The sequence below is a fragment of the Nocardia puris genome (assembly GCF_003315035.1).
Taxonomy (GTDB): domain Bacteria; phylum Actinomycetota; class Actinomycetes; order Mycobacteriales; family Mycobacteriaceae; genus Nocardia; species Nocardia puris.
The window spans coordinates 171960-189574 of sequence record NZ_QNRE01000012.1 but is presented as its reverse complement, the minus strand read 5'-3'; the positions used below and the strand labels follow the sequence as shown (position 1 = coordinate 189574).

24 protein-coding genes are annotated in these 17615 nt (G+C 69.5%); 14 read left to right on the top strand and 10 right to left on the bottom strand.

The features are described from left to right. The first annotated feature begins 21 nt into the window (after positions 1-21). Genes DFR74_RS26015 through DFR74_RS25995 form a run of 5 tightly spaced genes read left to right on the top strand, consistent with a single transcriptional unit; the run spans position 22 to position 3048 of the window. Positions 22-582 (top strand): glycine-rich domain-containing protein, encoded by a 561-nt coding sequence (locus tag DFR74_RS26015; protein ID WP_147265929.1) that lies wholly within the window; start codon positions 22-24, stop codon positions 580-582. After that, a complete protein-coding gene (locus DFR74_RS26010) occupies positions 582-902 on the top strand; it encodes a hypothetical protein (RefSeq protein WP_067504930.1) in 321 nt (106 codons plus the stop codon). The genes DFR74_RS26015 and DFR74_RS26010 overlap by 1 nt, the downstream gene beginning before the upstream one ends. Continuing rightward, positions 899-1306 (top strand): phage upper tail fiber protein, encoded by a 408-nt coding sequence (locus DFR74_RS26005; protein ID WP_067504927.1) that lies wholly within the window; start codon positions 899-901, stop codon positions 1304-1306. The genes DFR74_RS26010 and DFR74_RS26005 overlap by 4 nt, the downstream gene beginning before the upstream one ends. A gap of 10 nt (positions 1307-1316) precedes the next feature. Next, positions 1317-1754: a hypothetical protein gene (locus DFR74_RS26000; protein ID WP_067504924.1), complete on the top strand. Its 438-nt coding sequence runs from the start codon at positions 1317-1319 to the stop codon at positions 1752-1754. A gap of 13 nt (positions 1755-1767) precedes the next feature. After that, positions 1768-3048, top strand: a complete 1281-nt coding sequence (locus DFR74_RS25995) for a hypothetical protein (protein WP_067504920.1) — start codon at positions 1768-1770, stop codon at positions 3046-3048. On the opposite strand, the gene DFR74_RS25990 is transcribed toward DFR74_RS25995, so the two are convergent. The 3 genes from DFR74_RS25990 to DFR74_RS25975 form a co-directional block, all read right to left on the bottom strand. Then, positions 3045-3449: a hypothetical protein gene (locus DFR74_RS25990; RefSeq protein WP_147265928.1), complete on the bottom strand. Its 405-nt coding sequence runs from the start codon at positions 3447-3449 to the stop codon at positions 3045-3047. The genes DFR74_RS25995 and DFR74_RS25990 overlap by 4 nt on opposite strands. 324 nt (positions 3450-3773) lie before the next feature. Continuing rightward, positions 3774-4076: a hypothetical protein gene (locus DFR74_RS25985; protein ID WP_067504916.1), complete on the bottom strand. Its 303-nt coding sequence runs from the start codon at positions 4074-4076 to the stop codon at positions 3774-3776. Between the two features lie 190 nt (positions 4077-4266). Continuing rightward, positions 4267-4515 (bottom strand): helix-turn-helix domain-containing protein, encoded by a 249-nt coding sequence (locus DFR74_RS25975; RefSeq protein ID WP_067504911.1) that lies wholly within the window; start codon positions 4513-4515, stop codon positions 4267-4269. A 20-nt stretch (positions 4516-4535) separates the two neighbouring features. Between DFR74_RS25975 and DFR74_RS25970 the strand changes: the two genes are divergently transcribed. Beyond that, positions 4536-5870: a helix-turn-helix domain-containing protein gene (locus DFR74_RS25970; protein ID WP_147265927.1), complete on the top strand. Its 1335-nt coding sequence runs from the start codon at positions 4536-4538 to the stop codon at positions 5868-5870. After that, on the top strand, positions 5870-6103 hold the full coding sequence (locus tag DFR74_RS25965) for a hypothetical protein (protein WP_067504905.1): 234 nt from the start codon (positions 5870-5872) through the stop codon (positions 6101-6103). The genes DFR74_RS25970 and DFR74_RS25965 overlap by 1 nt, the downstream gene beginning before the upstream one ends. 147 nt (positions 6104-6250) lie before the next feature. Here DFR74_RS25965 and DFR74_RS25960 read toward each other — a convergent pair whose 3' ends face one another. Genes DFR74_RS25960 through DFR74_RS25950 form a run of 3 tightly spaced genes read right to left on the bottom strand, consistent with a single transcriptional unit; the run spans position 6251 to position 7563 of the window. Next, on the bottom strand, positions 6251-6511 hold the full coding sequence (locus DFR74_RS25960; protein WP_067504901.1) for a hypothetical protein: 261 nt from the start codon (positions 6509-6511) through the stop codon (positions 6251-6253). 15 nt (positions 6512-6526) lie between these two features. Then, on the bottom strand, positions 6527-7051 hold the full coding sequence (locus tag DFR74_RS25955; protein WP_067504898.1) for a hypothetical protein: 525 nt from the start codon (positions 7049-7051) through the stop codon (positions 6527-6529). Positions 7052-7098: 47 nt separating this feature from the next. Then, entirely contained in the window at positions 7099-7563 is a 465-nt protein-coding gene (locus DFR74_RS25950; protein ID WP_067504894.1) for a pyridoxal-dependent decarboxylase, read from the bottom strand. 199 nt (positions 7564-7762) lie between these two features. Here DFR74_RS25950 and DFR74_RS25945 point away from each other — a divergent pair, with 199 nt between their 5' ends. Genes DFR74_RS25945 through DFR74_RS25935 form a run of 3 tightly spaced genes read left to right on the top strand, consistent with a single transcriptional unit; the run spans position 7763 to position 10992 of the window. Next, on the top strand, positions 7763-9187 hold the full coding sequence (locus DFR74_RS25945) for an APC family permease (protein ID WP_067505098.1): 1425 nt from the start codon (positions 7763-7765) through the stop codon (positions 9185-9187). Further along, positions 9184-9621, top strand: a complete 438-nt coding sequence (locus DFR74_RS25940) for a hypothetical protein (protein WP_067504891.1) — start codon at positions 9184-9186, stop codon at positions 9619-9621. Before DFR74_RS25945 ends, DFR74_RS25940 begins: the two co-directional genes overlap by 4 nt. A 9-nt stretch (positions 9622-9630) precedes the next feature. Beyond that, positions 9631-10992 (top strand): dipeptidase, encoded by a 1362-nt coding sequence (locus tag DFR74_RS25935; RefSeq protein WP_067504888.1) that lies wholly within the window; start codon positions 9631-9633, stop codon positions 10990-10992. On the opposite strand, the gene DFR74_RS25930 is transcribed toward DFR74_RS25935, so the two are convergent. Both DFR74_RS25930 and DFR74_RS25925 read right to left on the bottom strand, forming a co-directional pair. After that, the gene (locus DFR74_RS25930; RefSeq protein ID WP_147265926.1) at positions 10989-11438 is read right to left on the bottom strand and encodes a hypothetical protein; all 450 of its coding nucleotides are present in this window, start codon (positions 11436-11438) and stop codon (positions 10989-10991) included. The two genes, DFR74_RS25935 and DFR74_RS25930, sit on opposite strands and share 4 nt — an antisense overlap. A 146-nt stretch (positions 11439-11584) precedes the next feature. Beyond that, positions 11585-12229 (bottom strand): MBL fold metallo-hydrolase, encoded by a 645-nt coding sequence (locus DFR74_RS25925; protein WP_067504883.1) that lies wholly within the window; start codon positions 12227-12229, stop codon positions 11585-11587. Positions 12230-12417: 188 nt separating this feature from the next. On the opposite strand from DFR74_RS25925, the gene purS reads away from it, so the two are divergent. Then, complete coding sequence (gene purS, locus DFR74_RS25920) at positions 12418-12654, top strand: phosphoribosylformylglycinamidine synthase subunit PurS (protein WP_067504881.1); 237 nt, start codon at positions 12418-12420, stop codon at positions 12652-12654. Further along, positions 12651-13328, top strand: a complete 678-nt coding sequence (gene purQ / locus DFR74_RS25915) for a phosphoribosylformylglycinamidine synthase subunit PurQ (protein ID WP_067504878.1) — start codon at positions 12651-12653, stop codon at positions 13326-13328. Before purS ends, purQ begins: the two co-directional genes overlap by 4 nt. A gap of 45 nt (positions 13329-13373) precedes the next feature. Here purQ and DFR74_RS25910 read toward each other — a convergent pair whose 3' ends face one another. Further along, a complete protein-coding gene (locus DFR74_RS25910; RefSeq protein WP_067504874.1) occupies positions 13374-14447 on the bottom strand; it encodes a substrate-binding domain-containing protein in 1074 nt (357 codons plus the stop codon). 47 nt (positions 14448-14494) lie between these two features. On the opposite strand from DFR74_RS25910, the gene DFR74_RS25905 reads away from it, so the two are divergent. Further along, the gene (locus tag DFR74_RS25905; RefSeq protein WP_067504870.1) at positions 14495-14920 is read left to right on the top strand and encodes a MarR family winged helix-turn-helix transcriptional regulator; all 426 of its coding nucleotides are present in this window, start codon (positions 14495-14497) and stop codon (positions 14918-14920) included. Positions 14921-14956: 36 nt separating this feature from the next. Here DFR74_RS25905 and DFR74_RS25900 read toward each other — a convergent pair whose 3' ends face one another. Then, the gene (locus DFR74_RS25900; RefSeq protein ID WP_067504866.1) at positions 14957-16009 is read right to left on the bottom strand and encodes an ABC transporter substrate-binding protein; all 1053 of its coding nucleotides are present in this window, start codon (positions 16007-16009) and stop codon (positions 14957-14959) included. A 289-nt stretch (positions 16010-16298) separates the two neighbouring features. Here DFR74_RS25900 and DFR74_RS25895 point away from each other — a divergent pair, with 289 nt between their 5' ends. Continuing rightward, positions 16299-17588, top strand: coding sequence for a M18 family aminopeptidase (locus DFR74_RS25895; RefSeq protein WP_067504863.1), 1290 nt, complete (start codon positions 16299-16301; stop codon positions 17586-17588). The last annotated feature ends 27 nt before the right edge of the window (positions 17589-17615 follow it).

The following is a 17615-nucleotide window of genomic DNA, read 5'->3' as shown; positions in this document are numbered from 1 at the left end:
CACGTTTTCACAACGTCGGATGTGTGGACACGACCTGACCGTCTGATCCGTCTCGACGTGCTGATCCGCAGCGGCGGCGGCGCGGGAAGTTCCGCCGTCGGCGGCGGGGGCGGGGCCGCCGTGCTACTCGAACGCATCCCGCTCGACGACATTCCGGCGTCGACCAGCGTGCTGGTCGGCGCCGGAGGGGCAGGCGGTGGCGGCGGCGGCCCCAGCCAGTTCATGGACGTTGTGGTCCCCGGCGGGAGCGGCGGGCTCAACAGCGGCGCGGGCGGCCTGGTCGCCGGGATGCGCGGCGGTGCCGGCGGAACCGCCGGCCAGGACGGCGAATCCGTGACCCTGGCCCCGTTCCATCTGCTGTCCGGAGCGGGTGGCGGCGCTGGGTCCGGCAGCCGGACCGGCGGCCGCTCCGGCCTCGTACCCGCGGGCACCAGCAACCCCGCGCTGTGGCAGTGGGCGCAGACGGGCGGCGGCGGCGACACCGGACAACCCGGCGGATTCCCCAGCGGTGGCGGCGGCGCCGGCGCCGCGGGCGCGGCTGGTGTCGTAACGGTCCTGGAATACATCGGAGAGGACATCTAATGGCCAAGGCGTCTGTTCATATCGTCAGCGTCCCAGGGTTTTTCGGTGACGCGCGCTGCTTTCGGTTCGACCCGCCCCGGGTGCTGGACGGTGTCGAGCGGGAGTTCGTGACCGTCGTCGTGTCCCCGGCGATCGGCATGCACGGGCCGTCCGTGTCCGTCTATCCGGGGCGGGAGGATGGCGGCTGCGCGACCCGCCAGCTGGTGCGCCAGACCGGGTCCTTCACACCGGCCGCGCCCGTCGACGTGGAGGGCTGTTACGCCCTGGCGCTGATGATGCTCGGCGTCACCGAGCTCGAAACGAGCGAGGCGGCGTCATGACCGTTATCAGCGAGCCGATCTCGTCGATCGCGGGCGCCGACGAGCGCACCGTCTTCACCTTCTCCGCGCTGCTGCTGCGCGAATCCGCTGACGGCACAGGCATGGTCACCACGCAGCTGTGGCACGGTCAGGCCGTCGACGGCGTCCTCACCACCCCGGATCTCGATCCCGGCCCCGCCGTCGTGCGCGTCGGCGCCCACGAATACCGGATCACGATCCCCGACTCCGAAACGCCGGTCCGGCTCTGGCCGCGCATCCAAGAAGGACTGCCGGTCCCTCCGGAGCAGGAAGCCGCAGCGGTGCGCAACGGCGGCGGGATCTCCCGCATCCAAGCCCTCACCCAAACCGAGTACGACGCCATTCCCTCTCCCGACTCCGAAACGCTGTATCTCACGACTGGATAGGGAGGCCGAAATGGCCGCTAGCGCAAAGCTTTACGGGCTCGCCCTGCGTTCGATCGTCAACAAGGAGATCGATTGGGACACCGACGTCATCAAGGTGATGCTCTGCACCTCGAGCTACACGCCGAACCAGGACACCCACGCCTACAAGAGCGACATCACGAATGAGGTGACGGGCACCGGTTACACCGCCGGCGGCGCGACGCTCGGGTCCTGCACCGCGACCTACAACGCCGGCACCAACACGTTGACGTTGGACGCGGCGGACGTGAGCTGGCCGAACTCGACCATCACCGCCCGCTACGCGATCGTCTACAACTCGAGCCCGGGTTCGGACGCGACGAGGCCGCTGATCGGCTACGTCGACTTCGATCAAAACATTTCGACGACCGCGGGCACATTCTCAATCGTGTGGGACGCCGCGGGCATCATCACCGCGACGGCTGCCTGACCAGGGCCAGCACGTGGGGATCTCCTCGCGCGGCGCACCCATCCAGCGCATCTACCGGGACGGCACCCGCTACACCCGCGCGTACCTGGGCGGCCAGCTGATCTGGTCCGACACCGCGATGGGCCAGATCGGCGCCCGCGCAGCGAAACTGACGCTGGCCATGCCAGTGCCTCGGGTGACGCCGGGATTCGGCGCGCCCGCCGCCGGGTTCGCTGTCCAGGCGCATGCTCCTGTGGTGCGGTCGCACGCGACGGTGCAGGCACCGCGTGCCAGCGTGCAGTTCGCCGCGCGCACACCGGACACGCCGCGGGTCGCGCCGGCCCCGGTCGCGACGATGGTGTGGGAGATGCTGCCGCCCAGCTTCGTCGACGCCGAGGTGGTGTCGGCTCCGGCGATGATCGTGGCGGTGATGATGCCGCCGCCGATCGTCGGCATCGCTGTGGCCCCGCCCGCGATCGAGATCGACAGCGAAGCGCTGCTGCCCACCGTGAGCGCGTCGTCGGCGATCGAGGTGCCCTTGATCGCTGTCGCCGTGGAGATGGCGGTCCCCGCGCACCAGATCGCCACCTACGCACCAGCCGCCGAGCTCACGACCGCAGCTCTTGTGCCGGAGGTTTTCGCGGCCAGCGAGATCACCGTGCCCGCAGCGACTGCCGGTGCGACGGTGCACGTCCCCGTCGTGGGAATCGCGGTCACACCGCCTGTCGTCGCGGTGACCGCTGAAGCGCAGGTTCCGGCGGTGACGGCGGCCAGCTCGTCTACTCCACCGGCGGTGGCGGTGGCCGCGCAGGCGCACACGCCCGTGATGCATGCCGACGCGGGCGTGGCGGCGCCGGTGATGACGGTGTCGGTGCAGGCCCACACGCCCGTTGTCAGCGCGATCCAGTTCGAGCCCAGCGGCATGACCAAGAACGGCACCCAGTTACTCGGAACGTCCTACGCACAGATCCCGAACTGGGTCGCCGACACTGCGAACTACCCCGGGTCGACGGTGGTGGCTCATGCCCTGGTGTCGAACGGCGGCAAGTCGAATGCGACTGTGGCAGCGTCAATCCCGGTCAACAACAGCCAGTTCGCGAGCGTCAACGGCAGGCTGCGGTTGATGCGCAACGGCAGCCTACTGTTCGAGGGGGCGAACATCGCCATCCCTGCGGTCGGATCGGGCACGCTCACCGTCACCGCGACCGGTGTCACGGTCGCCGACGACGACGCCATCACCGTCGAGGGTATGGCCGCGATGGCGAGCTCGCTCACCGTGCAAACGGGAGCGAGCACGTGGGTGCGGATCACCTAGCTGCTGGCCTCGAAAACCCGCACCGTGCCGATGAATTCGGGGCACTTGTAGTCGGCGCTGATGCGGATCATCCGCAGCGCCTGCTCACGGGACAGGCCGGTGGAACGGAGTTCGGTGACGAGGCTGGTGAGCGCCGCGGTGTTCGCCTCGCCGGGGTTGGTGGACAGCTGCGCGCGCATGACCCGGCAGTTCGTTTCGGCAGCCTCCACTGCGGCGGCGCGGGCGGCGTCCTCGCCGGCTTTCGCGTCGGCGAGTTCCCTGCCGTACACCTCGCGGGAGATCTCGGCGGCGAGTTCGTCGTCGGTGCCCGCCGACGCGGTGGCGGTGGTGGTGTCGTTCGTGCCGCATGCGGTGATCGCGATCGCGGCGGCGGACAGAGCCGCCAGGGCGAATGCCCTCATGGTGGTGTTCCCCTTTGAATCGTGGTTGCCGACATCATCGCCGACCACGAGCGTGCTGATACACGAAACCCGCCCCCAGCTTCGCGCTGGGGGCGGGTTTCGTCGTTACAGGATCCAGACGTTGATCGCGATCGCGACACCGAGCGCGATGATCGCGGCGGCGGCGACGGCGATCCAGAACCGGCGCCAATCGAACTGTGGGGGTGGAGACACGCTGTACCTCCTCCGTCTAGGCGATGATCACGAGTGCCGTCGCGAGCGCCAGAACGATCACGGCGAGCACTGCGGATGCGACGCGGAGCTGGCGGATTCGTTGGTCCATTGTCAGTCCTGTCCGTCGTCGTCGGCGTTCGCCTGGGTGTTCCAGTTGTCGTGCGAGCTTCCCTCAGGCCCGGGTCCGAGCACGTTCATCTTCCTTCCTCTCACCTGCAGCTCGATATCGGTGACGTCGATCGGGTCGACGTCGATGTAGGCGGCGGCGAGCTCACGCTCGGGGTCGGGGACCTCGGCGGCGGGGACAACCGTCCCGTCCGGCAGGACGACGGACCAGGTGCCGTCGTCGTGCTGGACCCACCCCTCCGGCTGGTACTCATCGTCCTCGAAAAGGACGGACAGTCCGCCGCTCACGACCGGGGGCGGCCTGAGTCGGGTCGGATGTGGCCGAGGCGCACGAGCATCCGCCAGGCGTGCGTTTTCGCGGGGCACTCGCCGACCGTGCAGTCGAGGTGGACCTGCATCGCGTGGTGCGCGTGCCGGGGTGTGCGGGTAGCCCAGGCCGTGTTCGCGCACGAGACCTGATCAAGGACGGCGAGGATGCTCATCGCGCGCGGGCCGGGACGTCGAGTAGGGCGCGGCCGCGGGCGGTTTCAGCCCAGGCGCGGCCGCGGCCGGAGAGTGCCCAGCTCCCGGAGTGGTCGCGGGCCGGTGCGACGAGTCCGCGCCAGGACAGGTTCCTCAGCGCACGGCGGGCGGTGCTCTCGGCGACCTCGGACACGGCGAGCAGCTCGCGGGTGGTGCGAGTGCCACTGCGCAGGGCAGCCATGACGCGCGCTTCGGATTCCAGCATCGGGGCCCTTCCGGGTCGGGTTGGTATGCACCCGCCGCCTGGGATTCATCCGCCAACGCTGGGCATATGCGGGGGCTGCCAGCATCGGTGATCGTTCACCCGGCGGCGGGTGCAACGATCACGTTAAGGCTGTTCCCGACCCTGAAAGTTCAAGAAAAGTTCAAAATTGCGGTGATACCGTAGACGGCATGAAGGACAGCGAGTCTCTCGGCGCGCGCGTGCGCCAGTACGCCCACCTGCGCAACATGACCTACGCGCAACTCTCGCTGGCGTCCAACGTCAGCGAGAGCATGATCAAGAAGGTGTGCTCCGGCGCGGCGTCGCCGAGCACGTTCACCGTGGGGAAGCTGGCCGAGGCACTCCGCATCGATGCATCACTCCTGCGCGGAGACGATGTCGAGAACACCGACACTCTCGACATCGTCCCGGTGCTGCGACGCACCCTCGCCGCCATCGACCTGATGGACGATGACCTCGAGCCCGAACCGGTCGACCAGCTCGCGCCGCTGGTCGCACAGATCGGAAAGTGGAGGCGCGCAGCCAAATACCGACGAATCGGCGACGTCCTGCCAGATGTCGTCGACCGGCTCCTGGTGGCTGCGCGCGAAGAAGGCGAACCCGCCTACGCGCTGCTGTGCGACACCTACCGCGCCGCCAATTCGCTCGCGCACAAGCTCGGGTACAGCGACCTGAGCATGACCGCGACCGAACGGATGGAGTGGGCCGCCAGCCGGTCCGGGGATCCGCTGCGGGTCGCGTCCGTCGCCTACCTGAAGGCGGCCACGCTCGCGCGGATCGGCGCGCAGAAGCAGGCCATTCGGCTCCTGCTCCGGGCGATGGATGAGATCGAGCCCCTCGTTGCGGCAAATCCGACCGCGGCCGCGGTGTACTCCACGCTCCACATGCGTGCTGGCACGATCACCGCCACGCTGACCGACGCCGACGCGTCGCGTGCGCACCTCGCGGAGGCCGCGCGGCTCGCGGCACGATTCCCGGAGGGCGTCGTCTACGACACGGTCGTGGGATCGACGAACGTGCGGCTGTACCAGATCGCCGCGGAAGTGGATCTCGGCAACCCTGGGACGGCGATCGAGATCGCGAAGGGCACGCGGCTGCCGAAAGACCTCGCGAGTGAGCGGCAGACGTACTTCTGGCTCGACACCGCCCGCGCGCACTTGCTCAACGGTGACACCGACGAAGCCATCGAGGCGCTGATGGAGTCGCGAGCCGCGGCGCCGGAGCACTTCCGAAACTCTCAGACGGTCAAGACCGCGGTACGCACAGCTGGTGACCAGCAACGCCGGTCCACGGAATCGCTGCGGTCGCTGGCGAACTCAGCGGGAATCCTGGACTGATGGCGTTGCCGAGCGAGCCCGGGTGGTACGAGGATCCGCAGGGGGACCTGTGGCTCCTCGGCGATGACGGCCTGTGGGAGCACGGTGCACGCCGCCTCGGCAACGGAGAGCTGACCCCGGTCATGGGACGGTTCACCGGACGGATGACCGCAACGGCATTCGAGCATCTCGCGACCGGACCGCAGGTCACAGTGCTGCCGCTGCGTCGGGTCGAAGTCCCGGACATCGGCTAGTCACCCACGCCGCTGGCACTTGCACACCGGCTCACGTCGGCGGGGTGTGAGTTGTTCCTCCTGGATCCTGGCGCGCACGAACGCGGTGAGTGTCGTCATGCAGGGTTGGACGCGGCGCGGCCGCGTCCGGTTCCCGCAGGGACCGCATCACGTCCCCGAGATGAAGGCCTGTGTGAGCGCGGCGACCGCCTCGGCGCGAGTCCGCAGCGGGTGGTCGCCGGTGTTCCAGCGGGCGGCCGTGTCGCCGTCCTCGCGCCAGGCGGCCCACCATCGGCGCCCGCCGAACCGGTGGCCGCGCCAGGCGCGTTCGTCACCGACCCAGCCGATCCGGCGGCCGTCGACGTGGGCGGCGTAGACCACCTCGCCACCGCGGGGGGGTGAGATCTCTGTAGTGCGGGTGAGTTTCATCGGAGTCCCCGTCGTTCAGATGGCGGTGAGGCGTCGGCCGCTGGTGCCGAACTCGTCCAGCCAGTCGAGCGCGGCCGCCCAGCCCGCGGCATGTACGCGTGTCTCGAGCGCGGTGAGCGCACCGCCCTCGAGTCGGCCTTCGCCGAGGGCCAGCAGCGCTTGGCCGCGGTGCCGCCACTGCGCGGAAGCGCGTTCCGGGTACGCGATTTCGTCGCAGGCGTACTCGCGCCAGACGCCGGGATAGTGATGGACGCGGTCCGGGTCGGCGTCGAGCCACCCGAGCACCGATACCGCCTCGCCGAGGGCGGTGTGCGAACGCGCGGGGTGCAGCTGTGCGACGTCGATGCCGGGGGACTGGTGGCCGAGGCCGGCCGCGAGGGCGAGCATCTGCCGCCAGGTGGGGCCGTCGGTCCAGTGGATGTGCCACGCGCGGCCGGTGGTGTGGACGCTGTCGTGGTAGTCGAGGGTCACGCGGGTGTGGCTGCGGTCGCTGAGCTGGCGGGCGAGCTGGCGGGCGGCGCGCGTGCGGTTTACGGTCATCGGGAGATTGCGCCTCTGAACAGGAAGAATGAATTACCCCCGTATATTCACTTCTCCCAGCAGACCTGAACCGGCCCGCAGACGAAGTTCGGTATCCCGGACCCGCCGCGCTTGCGCCAGCGGAACTTCGCCGCCAATCCGCCCAGCATCGCCGCCTCGCTCGACCCCGTGGTCGATGTGCCCAGCGTGGTCCCCGGATCGGGCGCGTGCCACAGGTGCGCGAGCATCCGCACGCAGCGCCGCTCCAACTCGGCCGTCTGCGGGTACTCGTCCTTGTCGACGATGTTCTTGTCCATCGATTCGTTCATCAACCGGCGCGCCTCGTCGTCCACCCAGGTGGTGCAGAACGTCGCGAGGTTCATCCGCGAGACCCCGTCGAGCAGCAGTTCGTCGTGCACCATCTGGTAGGCGACCCGCGAGAAGGTCTCCTTCTCGGGGAACCGGTCGCGCGGCGCGGGCGCGTCGAGTTCGGGCAGGGCGAACAGGTCGTCGAAATCCGGTGCGTCGGGCATCTGACCTCTCCCAGCGAGCTGCTCGGTGTTTGCCACGTGACGGTTGCCGATTCATTCTGCAACGAATCCGCTGTTGAAGTGAGTAATTCGCCGGGACGCCGAGGATGCTGAGCGGCTACTATCGCGCCAAGACGCGGTGTGGTTCGTGAGTTCGGAGCATGGGTTTTTCCTGAGCTGGATGGAGCGGAAGGCGGCGGGCATGACCGGCACGGCGACGAAGGCGGCGGTCACCACCAAGTACATCTCCTGGGTGACGCTCGCGCTCATGACCACCAGTTCGGTGGCCAGCCTGCGCGCCTCGCCCACCATGGCGGTGTTCGGCCTGGCCTGCGTGTTCCTGTATCTCGTTCCGGCGCTGCTGTTTCTGCTGCCGACCTCGCTGGTCGCGGCGGAGCTGGCCTCGGGCTGGCAGGGCGGTGTGTACAAGTGGGTCGGCGAGGGATTGTCGAAACCCCTTGGTTTCCTGGCGATCTGGTGTCAGTTCGCCATGACGATCTTCTACTACCCGAGCCTGCTCGCTTATGTCGCAAGCACTTTCGCCTACATCATCCACCCGTCGCTGGCCGCGAGCGGCGTGTACGTGGCGATCGTGATCATCACCGTCTATTGGGCCGGAGTGTACATTTCCGCGCACGGCACCAAGACCGTCGCGGGCCTGTCCAGCATGGGCCTGATCATCGGCACACTGGTGCCCGGATCGGTGTTGGTACTGCTCGGTGTGGTCTTCCTGGCCCAGGGCAACCCATCGGCCGCGCCGATGGACGCCGCGCACCTGCTGCCCGCGTGGACCGGCCTGGCCAGCCTGGTGCTGATCGTCAACAACTTCCTCAGCTACGCGGGCATGGAGATGAACGCGGTGCACGTCTCGTCGCTGAAGGACCCGGCCAAGGAGTACCCCAAGGCGATGTTCCTCGCGGTCGGGCTGGTGCTGGTGATCTTCATCGTGCCCGCGCTGGCCATCAGCTGGGTGGTGCCCGCGGCGAGCCTGAGCCTCACCGCGGGGGTGATGCAGGCGTTCGACGGCTTCTTCGCCCACTTCGGCATCGGTTTCCTGACGCCGGTGGTGGGCATCATGCTGGTGGCCGCGGCGCTCGGCGGCATGCTGACCTGGCTGGCGGGCCCGTCCAAGGGCCTGCTGCTGATCGGGCGTTCCGAGGGGTACCTGCCGCCGGTGCTCACCCGGCTCAACAAGCATGGCGTGCAGCAGAACATGCTGGTCGCCCAGGGCGTGTTCACCACCTTGATCGCCCTGCTCTACGCGTTCATCCCCGACGTGTCGAGCGCGTACTGGATCCTGTCGGTCATCACCACCCAGGTCTACTTGATCATGTACGTGCTGATGTTCGCGGCGGCCGTGCGCTTGCGGCGGCTGCGACCGGATCATCCGCGCGGCTATCGCGCGCCGGCGCTGTTCGCGCTGTGTGGCCTCGGCACCGTTGCGGCGTCGGCGGCCTTCGTGATCGGGTTCGTGCCGCCCTCGCAGTTCGGCGGCGGGTCCCCGATCGTGTACGTGCTGATCGTGGGTGGCGGACTGGGTGTGGTCGGGCTGCTCATCCCGTACCTGTTCTACCGATTCCGCAGGGAGAGCTGGAAATCCGAGACGCCGGAAGGGGTGGCCGCATGACGCTCGGCGATGCCCCCGACCGGGCCCGCCGACTGATCTACTTGGTGGTCGGCGCGCTGTTGCTGGTGCTCGCGGTGGTGGGCGTCGTGCTCTTCGACGACCATCACGACGACGAGATCGCCACGGCGAAAGCCGAACGGCTGCACCAATTGCTGATCGATGCGGGCCTGCCCGCCCCCGCACCCGGCGTGATCGCCGCCGCCCTCGGCGACGACGGCGGACTGGTCTGCGCGGACCCGGACAACCCGCTGGTCAAGGCCCGCTATCAAGCCGCGATCGTGAACGGGGCGTCCGGTCCGGCCAGTCGGCCGGTGATCGGCGATCGCGATACCGTGATGGCCGTCGAACTGGCCATCGCGACCTACTGTCCCGACCGGCTCGGCACCTATCTGGACCAGGTGCGCACCTTCGAACTCGAGCACACCACGAAATGAGGCGCTGACATGACCACCGACGATCCGCATACCGCCGAGCTGCGCGCTCGCGTCGCCGGGTTGATGGGGCACGCGAAAGAGGATCTGGCGCAGCTTGTCTCGTTCAAATCGGTGGCCGATCCGCGTCAGTTCCCGCCGGAGGAGTGTGAGCGCGCCGCCCAATGGGTGGCGGACGCGTCGGCCGCGGTGGGCCTCACCAAGGTGGGCCTGCACGAGACGCCTGACGGGAGCAAGACCGTGATCGCGTCGCGTCCCGCGCCGCCCGGTGCGCCGACCGTGCTGCTGTACTGCCACTACGACGTGCAACCGCCGCTCGACGAATCCGCTTGGCGCACACCGGTGTGGACGCTCACCGAGAAGGACGGCCGCTGGTACGGGCGCGGCGCGGCCGACTGCAAGGGCAATGTGGTGGCGCACCTGACGGCCTTGCGCGCGGTGGGCCCGGACCTGCCGGTCGGCGTCACGCTGGTGGCCGAGGGCTCCGAGGAACAGGGCACGGGCGGGCTGGAGCGATTCGTGGAGAGCAACCCCGACCTGTTGCGCGCCGACGCCATCGTGGTGGCGGACTGCGGCAACTTCGCGGTCGGCGTGCCGACCTTCACCGAGACGCTGCGCGGAAACGTGAACGTGGTGGTGACGGTGGAAACCCTTGCCGGGCCGATGCATTCGGGCATGTTCGGTGGCGCCGCCCCCGACGCGCTGGCCGCCCTGATCCAGGTGCTGGCCGGTCTGCGCGACGAGCGGGGCAACACCACGATCGCCGGGCTCGACAACACCCAGACCTGGGACGGCGCGCAGTACTCGCCCAAGCAGTTCCGGCTGGACGCCGGTGTGCTGAACGGCGTCGATCTGGCGGGCAGCGGCACCGTCGCCGAAATGCTCTGGGCCAGGCCCGCTCTGACCGTGCTGGGCATCGACGCCCCGCCGGTGGTCGGGTCGTCGGCGGCGATCCAGCCGACCGCGCGCGCCCGGCTGAATCTCCGTATCCCGCCGGGTATTTCACCGGCCGAGGCGCACGAAGCGCTGGAAGCGCATCTGCGGGCCAACACCCCGCTGCACGCGCGCATCACGATCGAGCCGGAATCCGAAGGCGCGCCGTTCCGTTCGCCCAGCGGCGGTCCGGCCCGCGCCGCGCTCGACGCCGCGCTGGCCGCGTCCTACCGCCGCCCCACCACCACGCAGGGGCAGGGCGGCTCGATCCCGCTGTGCAACGTCTTCGCCGACACCTACCCCGACGCCGAGATCATGCTGATCGGCGTCGAGGAACCCCGCTGCCTCATCCACGCCCCGAACGAGAGCGTCGATCCCAGCGAGATCGAGCACATCGCTCTCGCCGAGGCGCTGTTCCTGACGACCTACGGCGCGAACTAGCCGACGTTGGCGTCCAGAGAGCAGGTCACCGGCGGCAGCGGCACCGGGCCGACATTGGTGACGCGCAGGTCCAGGCGCACCGGCCCGGCCCCGGTCGGTACGTCGTAGAAGGTGACGGGCTGGGAGTAGAAGCCCACCCGGCGCGAGCCCTGGAGCAGCCCGGACGCACCCGTGTTCAGGTTGGTCCAGGTCACCGAGAGGTGGCTGTCATAGCCCCAGAAGCTGTGCTGGGAGTCGCCGACCTGGATGTCGGGGCGCCCGCCGCGGCCGTCGCGCTGGTAGACCCCGACCGAGCCCACGTGCGGCATGTCGACGATGTAGGGGCTCAGGCCGATGCAGCGCGGCGGCAGCCAGTCCAGCGTATCCGCCTGTGCGCCACCGGCTCCCGCCAGTGCCGCACCTGCCGCCAGCGCCGTCGCCGCCGCGATCTTCCGCACCATACGCATGGATTCTCCTCCTGAGGTTCGACAGCCGAGCATCACCCCATGCATATCGGAACGGCCCGAAACGTTACGTTGCGCAATGAAATACTCAGCCGCCCGCAGACAATAGTCTTGGGAGCTTGTGAATTCGTGCGATCGCTCGGCGGCGCTCAGAACTCGCGCTGATCCTCCGGTTCCAGCACGGTGAATTCGGTTCCGGCGGGCCCCATTTCGGAGAGCCTGCCGAAGTAGATGCCCCGGGCTTCCGGCTGGATGATCCCGAAGTGGATGGGGAACGCGGTGCGCGGGTTCACCGCCCGCAGGTAGTCGACCGCCTCGCTGATGCGCATCCACGGCGCGACCGCGGGCGCGGCCAGCACGCCGACGGGGACCGGCGGCACCCACAGCGAGTCGCCGGGGTGCACGAGCTCGGCCGGATCGTCGGCGGTGCCGAGCTGGAAGACGGTGTTGTCGACCACGGGGATCTCGGGGTGGATCACGGCGTGCCTGCCGCCGCCGCCCGTGATCCGCAGATCGCCGAGGTCGAGCACGTTGCCCGCGTGCACCGCCTCCCAGGGGCCGCCGCGCTGGGCGGCGGTCTGCGGGTCGCAGAGCAGGCGCGCGCCAGGGTTCGCCTCGATCAGCGCCTCGATGCGGTTCGGGTCGATGTGGTCCGGATGCTGGTGGGTGACGGCGATCGCGTCCAGGCCGGTGATGCCCTCGAATCCGTGCGAGAACGTGCCCGGATCGAACAGGACCTTCTTACCGTGCAGCTCGACGAGAAGGCAGGAGTGACCGAAGTGGGCTATGCGCATGCCGCCATGCTATTGGCTCGGGCGCGGTCGCCGGGTGACCCTGGCGGCGGGCGGCGCGGGCTCGGCGGCTACCATTTGACCGTCGCGCCGCGGGTACCGGGTACCGGTCGGCGCGGCCGCAAATCATGGTCGGCGCGGCCAATCGCGCTGCTCAGACACACCCCGCACACCCATATGAGGAGCAACGCGTGGCACGAGTCGTGGTCGAGGTGATGCCGAAGGCCGAGATCCTGGACCCCCAGGGGCAGGCCATCGTCGGTGCGCTCCCGCGCCTGGGATTCGCCGGGATCTCCGATGTGCGGCAGGGCAAGCGATTCGAGCTGGACGTGGCCGACGATGTCAGCGACGCCGAGCTCGAGCAGATCGCCGAGAGCCTGCTCGCCAACACGGTCATCGAGGAGTGGAAGGTGGTCCGGCTGCCATGACGGCACGCATCGGGGTCATCACGTTTCCCGGCACGCTCGACGACGTCGACGCGGCGCGGGCGGTGCGCCGGGCGGGCGCCGAGGCCGTGAGCCTCTGGCACGCCGACGCCGACCTGAAGCAGGTCGACGCGGTGGTCGTGCCCGGCGGCTTCTCCTACGGCGACTACCTGCGCGCCGGCGCCATCGCCCGATTCGCGCCGGTGATGGGCGAGGTGGTGCGCGCGGCCGGCCAGGGCCTGCCGGTGCTTGGCATCTGCAACGGCTTCCAGGTGCTGTGCGAGGCCGGTCTGCTACCGGGCGCGCTCACCCGCAACGAGGGCCTGCACTTCATCTGCCGCGACGAGTGGCTCACCGTGGAGTCGGTGGACACGGCGTGGACCTCCCGCTACGAGCCGGGCGCTCAGATCCTCATCCCGCTGAAGTCGGGTGAGGGCCGCTACCAGGCCTCGGCCGCCGTGCTCGACGAGCTCGAGGGCGAGGGCCGCGTGGTGTTCCGCTACACCGGCGACAACCCGAACGGCTCGCAGCGCGGCATCGCGGGCATCGCGTCGGCGAACGGTCGCGTGGTGGGGCTCATGCCGCACCCCGAGCACGCCACCGAGCCGCTGACCGGCCCGAGCGACGACGGGCTCGGCCTGTTCCTCTCGGTGCTCGACACCCTGGTGTCGGCCTGATCTTTTCGGTGTGAAGGCCCGGAACCCGCTGGTTCCGGGCCTTTTTCACGAGATGCGGTCGAGCAGGACGAATTCCACCCCTTCGGCTCTGGCGAGATAGCCGGGTTGCACGGCCTGGTTGCCGTCGAAACCCCTTGGGCCGCTGGGGGTCTCGTAGCGCACGCCGGTGGCGAGGGCGCGCTGGATGCTCGGCACGTGCAGCGAGCCCACCGCCTCGGCCAGGCCGCGCAGTGCGTGGATCGCCTCGTAGGTGGCGTTGCTGAAGCTGGTGAGCGCCGGCGCGAACTCGCCGTACCTCTCGCGGTAGCGGGCCTTGCGGTGGCGGCCGTCGGGGAGCCGGTCGTCGAGGAAGAAGCGGGACGGCACGTACAGGTTGTGGTTGGCGCCCGCACCGCCGCCGAGCAGCACATTCTCATCGGCGGCCGGACTCACGCGCACCTGGTCGGCGGACCGCCCGGTGGCGGCGAACCGGCGGTTGAAGCGCACCACGTCGGCGCCGACCAGCAGTACCACCACCCCGTCGGCGCGGTCCAGATCGGGGTGGGTGAAGAAGTCGCCGAAATCGGTCGCGCCGAGCGGGACGTAGCGTTCCAGGACGATGTCGCTCTGATCGGAAAGGCTGCGGCGCAACGCTTTCGCCGTCTCGCGGGGCCAGATGTAGTCGCTGCCGATGATCGCCCAGCGCCGCACGCCGAGTTCGCGGCGCAGCCAGTGCACGGCGGCCACGGTGTGCCCGGCGGGGTGCTCGCCGAGCATCAGCACGCCGGGCGGCTCCGGCAGTCCCTCGTGACTGATCGCGAAAACGTACGGCACCCGTCCGTCGTTGACGCGGGCGACCGCGCGGCGCACCGCCGAGGTGTGCCAGCCGGTGATCGCGTGCACCATGCCCGTGGCGAGCAGGGCCGACACCTCGGCGGCCACCTCACGGGGCGGGCGTCCGCCGTCGATCGTCGTGGTCCGAATTTCGCGTCCGAGAATTCCCCTGCCCCGGTTGATTTCGCTCGCCGCGAGCGAAATCGCGGCTTCGCAGGAGGGTGCGAAGATCCCGCCCGGGCCTTGCGCGGGGACTATGTCGAGGATCTCGATCGAGCCGTCCGGGCTCTCGCCGAACGCTGACATTCGGTACTCTTCTTCTGTTCGAGCGAATTTCGAAAGCAGGCGGGGAAATGACGACCATTCTAAACGGATACGACACGCTGCACGGCGCGCTGCGTGCCGCCGAACACCGTTGGCTCCGTCACCTCGACGCCGCACTGTGTGCCAGGCAGCTTTCCGCCGATCAGTGGTCCATGCTGTGCAACCTCTCCAGTGAGACCGGCGTCACTATGAGCGAGCTGGCCGCGCGCTCCCAGCTACCCCCCTCCTCGGCCACCAGGCACGCGGACTGCCTGGCCGAGCGCGGCCTGATCTTCCGCGTCGCCGCCGAGGAGGACCGCAGGCGCATCCTGATCGGCCTGAGCAGACTGGGTGTGGAGCTGGTCGAGGCGGTGCGGGCCGAGGAGGAACTGGCCGAGCGCCAGTTGCAGGCCAAGATGGGGGCGCGCCGGTACGCGGAGCTGAAGCGGTTGTTGGAACTGGTCGCAGGAAGCTGAGCCGACACCTTCCGATGTTCGCTGCGCCGGTCCCGATCACATCAGGTCGAGGGTTTCGAAGTCGGCGCCTGCCGCGCGAGTGAGGAAGGTGGGGGTGACGATCTGGTCGCCTCGGAAAGTGAATGTTCCTACGGCGCTCTCCAGTACCGGGCGGTCGGCCAGGGTGCGGTGCATGGTGGTGGTGTCGAAGGAGCCCGTGGCGTCGGCTACGGCGCGCAGCGCGTGCAGGGAGCGGTAGACGCCGTTGGCGAAGCGGCTGAAGGTGGGGGCGAAGCCGCGGTGCAGGCGGCGGTAGCGGTCCAGCAGGTCGCGGTCGCCCGCGCAGCGGCGGTCGGGGATCACGCGCGAGGGCACGTAGATGTTGCGGTTGGCGTCGAGACCGCCCGCCAGCAGGACGTTCTCATCGATCGTCGGGCCGGTGCGGAACTGGCGGTCGGCGCGGCCCGCCCGGGTGAACGCGCGGTTGAAGCGGGCCGCGTCGCCGCCCACGAGCAGCAGGATCACGCCGTCGGCGTCGTCGAGACGGGGATCGCCGAGCACGTCGTCGAATGCGGTCGCGCCCAGTGGGACGAAATGTTCGGCCACGATCTCGTGGGTGGGCGCGAGGATTGTCCGCAGCGCCGGGGTGATTCGGCGCGACCAGCCGTATTCGCTGGCCACCACCGCCCACCGGCGCGCGCCGAATTCGCGGTACAGCCAGTTCACGGCGACGAGCGTTTGGATACCGGGGTGCTCGCCGATCATGAATACACCGGGCAGTTCGGGGTCGAGGCCGTCGTGGCCGACGCCGAATACGCACGGCGCGCGACCCGCCGCGGCCCTGGTGACGGCGGAGCGGTTCTCCGGCATGGGAATTCCGGTGATAGCGTGGACCATTCCCGTGGCGAGCAGGGCGGATACCTCGTCGGCCACGCGCTGCGGCGGCCCGCCGCCGTCGATGGTGGTGACGCACACCTCGCGGCCCAGGATGCCGGTGCCCTCGTTCATCTCGGCGGCCGCCAGCGCCGCGGCCGCCTCACACGACGGCCCCACGATCGCGCCCGCCCCGGTGCGCGGCGCGATATTGATGATTTCCACGGGCGCGTTCATGATCGCCGCCCCTCCGTCCAGAATTCACCGGACATTCTCTTTTCCAGCTCGCCGAACAGTCTAGCGCCGGAGTATCGCGATGAGTTTCCCGGCAATTACCCGTGCGATACAAGGGGATTAATGCGGAGTGTTGTCGTTTGCTGTGGTCAGCGGCGCAGGAACCGATACCCGGTGACGAGGCGGATCGTCGCGACCTGCGTGGCCGCTCGCTGCTCCGGATCGGGGATGCGCCGAGGAGCGTCGCGGGCGTGCGGGCCGCGGCTGTGCGGCTGCGCATAGGATCGGCGGCATGCCCGTTGTCACGACCAGCGCGACCGCCGAAGGGCTGTGCGCGTTCATCGATGCCTCGCCCTCGCCGTTCCACGTGTGCCGCACGGTCGCGGCGGAACTGGACGCGCTGGGGTTCACCCGGTTGGCGGAGGCGGCGGCGTGGCCGCAGGCGGCGGGGCGCTACTACGTGGTGCGCGGCGGGTCGCTGGTGGCGTGGGCCGACGCGGGCGGGGACACGCCGTTCCGGGTGGTCGGCGCGCACACCGACAGCCCGAACCTGCGGGTCAAGCAGCATCCGGATCTCGCGGTGGCGGGTTGGCAGCTGGTGGGCCTGGAACCGTACGGCGGCGCGTGGCTGAACTCGTGGCTGGATCGGGAGCTGGGCGTCTCCGGACGGCTCACCGTGCGCGACGGAAACGCGGTGCGCGAGCACCTGATTCGCGTCGACGAGCCGATCTTGCGGGTGCCGCAGCTGGCCATCCACCTCGCCGAGGACCGGCGCGGCGTGACGCTGGACCCGCAGCGGCACGTGAACGCGGTGTGGGGCGTGGGGGAGCGGCCGCGCTCGTTCCTCTCGTTCGTCGCCGAGACCGCCGAGGTGGACCCGGCCGCCGTGTTGGGCTGGGAGCTGATGACCCACGACCTCGCGCCGAGCAGGCTGGTGGGCCGCGACGCCGATCTGGTGAGCGCGCCGCGCTTGGACAATCAGGGCACCTGCTACGCGGGCCTGCGCGCGTTCCTGGCCGCGATCGAGGAGCCCGGCGCGGCGGTGCCGGTGCTGGCGATGTTCGACCATGAGGAGGTCGGCAGCCAGTCCGATCGCGGCGCGCAATCCGATCTGCTGCCTTCGGTATTGGAGCGCATCGTGCTGGCGCGCGGGGGTGGGCGCGCCGAATACCTTGCGGCCCTTGCCGGTTCGGTCTGTGCCTCGGGCGACATGGCGCACGCCACCCACCCCAACTACCCCGAGCGCCACGAACCCGCCCACCGCATCGAGGTGAACGGCGGGCCGGTGCTGAAGGTCAACCAAAACCTCCGGTACGCCACCGATTCCGTCGGCGCCGGCGCCTTCGCCCTGGCCTGCGCCCAGGCCGACGTCCCGCTCCAGCGCTACGTCCACCGCGCCGACCTCCCCTGCGGTTCCACCATCGGCCCCATGACCGCCGCCCGCACCGGCATGCCCACCGTCGACGTCGGCGCCCCCCAACTCGCCATGCACTCCGCCCGCGAACTCATGGGCACCGCCGACGTCCCCGCCTACGCCGCCGCCCTCACCGCCTTCCTCACCCCGGACACGGTGAACGCCTGAGCCCAAGGCGGCCGAGTCCGCAAGATG